This window comes from Rhodococcus sp. ENV425 (genome assembly GCF_002887785.1).
Classification (GTDB): domain Bacteria; phylum Actinomycetota; class Actinomycetes; order Mycobacteriales; family Mycobacteriaceae; genus Rhodococcus; species Rhodococcus aetherivorans.
Genome location: NZ_PCZU01000116.1, coordinates 1 through 2,953, shown reverse-complemented (window position 1 = coordinate 2,953; position 2,953 = coordinate 1). Strand labels below are relative to the sequence as shown.

The window sequence follows — 2,953 nt, the reverse complement described above, 5'->3', positions numbered from 1 at the left end:
GTCGCGGCGCTCGCCGCCGGACACGGCGTGACGGTGTTCGGGACGAGCGTCGAGCACGCCGACCTCGAACAGGTGTTCCTGGCGATGACGGCCGGGCAGTACGTGGGGGCCGCGCCGGGGTGGGGCATGCAGGGGCCGACGCCCCCGCAGCAGCCGCCCTACCCGGGACAGTTCCCGCCGCCCGGCCCGTTCCCGCCCGGGCAACAGCATTCGCCGACCGGCTGGGAGGGACCCCGATGACCGCGTTGCTGACGGCCGAGTTCCGCAAGGTCCTGGGCCTGCGCTACTGGTGGATCCTCGGCATCACCCCGGTGGTGGTGGGCCTGTTCTCCGGTGCGCTGACCCTGCCGATCCTCGGCACGCTCGAGAGCCTCGTCGGCGAGAGCTTCGCCGAGACCGCCGCCGCCGCGATCGGGGTGAGCGTCGCGCTCGCGCTGGTGTTCCTGTTCGCGGCGCTGTTCGGGGTGGTCAACACGGGCAGCGAGTTCCAGCACCGCACCATCGTCACCAGTTTCCTGACCACGCGCGGCCGCGACGGGGTGATCGCCGCCAAGCTGACGACGGCGGTCGCGTTCGGGCTGCTGTACTGCGTGGTGGTCGAGGCCGTGTCGATGCTGACCATCCTGATGTTCGGCGGTGGTCTCGCCGGTGACGGCTCGGGTGCGGGCAGTGTCGCCGCGGTCCTCGGCGCCGGCCTGTTCGCCGCGATGCTGTGGGCCCTCATGGGCGCCGGACTCGGCCTGCTCACCGGGTCGACGGCCGGCAGCGTCCTGGCGATCACCGCCTGGATCCCGTTCGGGGAGCTGATCGTCTCGCTGATCCTCGACGGCCTCGGGGCGGGCGCACTCGCCCGGCTGCTGCCCGGGCAGCTCACCTGGTACACGGTCTTCACCGTCATCGACCTGCCCGAGGAGGTCGACCCGGCCGTGACGTGGCCGGCGGCGCCGCTGGGGCTGCTCGGCTGGACCGCGCTGATCTGCGGTCTCGGCTGGTGGCGCACCCGGACCCGCGACATCGTCTGAGTCCGACGGCGGTTCTCGCGGCGAAGGGGAGGTTGCTGCGGCATCGATCGAGTGGTGGGCGCAACAACCGCCCCCTCGCCGCAGAGTCCTCCCGTGTCCCCGGCCGGCGCTAATGTCGGAAGACGATGGCACACGACGCGCGTTCCCCCGGTTGGATCCGTCGGCTGGGCGCGGAGGCCTGGCAGCATCGCCGCGTCGCGCTCGGCGCGCTGACCGTCACCGTCGTCGCCGCACTGATCGACATCACGTTCCCGTTGCTGACCAAGCTGGCGCTCGACAGCGCCACCCACCCCGACGGCCACGACCTGCAGCTGATCGGGCTGGCGGCGGCGGCGATCGCAGTGGGCGCGCTGGTGCGGTTCGGGTGTCAGTACGGCCGGCGGATGCTCGCCGGCCGGCTCTCGCTGGACGTGCAGCACGACCTGCGGCTCGGGCTGCTCGCCTCGCTGCAGCGGCTCGACGGGCGCGGCCAGGACCAGATCCGCACCGGGCAGGTGGTGTCGCGGTCGATCACCGACCTGCAACTCGTCCAGGGCCTGCTGGCGATGGTCCCCATGTCGGCCGGGGCGCTGTTGCAGTTCGCGCTGGCGCTGGTGATCATGGCGGTGCTCTCGCCGCTGCTGACCCTCGTCGCCCTCGTCACCGTCCCGGTGATCGCCGGGGTGGTCGCCGTCGTCCGGCCCAAACTGTTCGCGGCGACGTGGTCGGCGCAGCAACGCGCGGCCGACCTGGCCCAGCACGTGGAGGAGACCGTCACCGGGGTGCGGGTGGTCAAGGGGTTCGGGCAGGAGGCCCGCGCCGTGGACCAGCTCGAACAGCACGGCCGCGCCCTCTATGCCGAGCGCATGCGCGCCGCCCGGATCAACGCCACGTTCGCCGCCCCGATGGGTGCCATCCCGCAACTCGGGCTCGTCGCCGTGATCGCGCTCGGCGGCTGGCTGGCCCTGCAGGGCACCGTCACCGTCGGCACGTTCCTCGCGTTCGCCGCCTACCTGGCGACGATGACCGCGACGACGCGCACGCTGTTCTCGGTGGTGATCATGGCGCAGCTCTCCCGCGCCGCGGTCGAGCGGGTGTACGAGGTGATCGACACCGAGCCCGACGTCGCCGACCCGCCGCATCCGGTGCCGCTGCCGGACGGGCCGCTGGGGCTGGTCCTCGACGCGGTGACGTTCGGTTTCGAGCGCGGACGGCCCGTGCTCGACGGTCTCGACCTCGAACTGGCGCCGGGCGAGACCGTCGCCGTGGTCGGCTCCGCCGGCTCCGGCAAGACGGCGATGTCGCTGCTGCTGCCCCGGTTCTACGCCCCCGAATCCGGCGCCGTGTACGTCACCACCGCCGACGGCGACAGGATCGACGTCGCCGCCCTGCGCGCCGAGCACCTGCGCGAGGCGGTGAGCCTGGTGTTCGACGAACCGTTCCTGTTCTCGGACACGATCGCGGCGAACATCGCGCTGGGCCGGCCCGAGGCGAGCGCCGAGGAGATCCGCGCCGCCGCGCGGGCGGCGTGCGCCGACGAGTTCGTCGAGGCGCTCCCCGACGGGTACGACACCGTCGTCGGGGAGCGCGGTCTGACGCTGTCGGGTGGGCAACGGCAGCGCGTCGCGCTCGCCCGGGCGCTGCTGCTCGACCCCCGGGTGCTGATCCTCGACGACGCGACCTCCGCGGTGGACGCGGAGACGGAGGCCGCGATCTTCGCGGCGCTGCGGGCGCGCCCGAAGCGCACCACGCTGATCCTCGCGCACCGGCGGTCCACGCTGTCGCTCGCCGACCGGGTCGCGGTGCTCGACGGCGGTCGCGTCGTCGACTCCGGGACCGTCCACGAACTCGAGGCGCGCAACGCCCTCTTCCGGGCCCTGCTCAGTGGCGCCGAGGACGAGACGCCGGAGCCGGACCGCGCCGACGGGTACGGCGTCGAAGCGTTGTGGCCG

The 2,953-nt window shown here is 73.2% G+C and carries 2 protein-coding genes and 1 pseudogene; all 3 read left to right on the top strand.

What is annotated here, in order from left to right:
- A pseudogene (locus CQZ88_RS09080) lies at positions 1-240 on the top strand (ABC transporter ATP-binding protein); the annotation flags it as partial.
- Positions 237-1,022, top strand: coding sequence for an ABC transporter permease (locus tag CQZ88_RS09075; protein WP_006938729.1), 786 nt, complete (start codon positions 237-239; stop codon positions 1,020-1,022). The pseudogene CQZ88_RS09080 and the gene CQZ88_RS09075, both read left to right, overlap by 4 nt.
- Before the next feature lie 125 nt (positions 1,023-1,147).
- Positions 1,148-2,953: ABC transporter ATP-binding protein (locus tag CQZ88_RS09070; RefSeq protein WP_146034284.1), on the top strand; the 1,806-nt coding region annotated here is incomplete at its 3' end.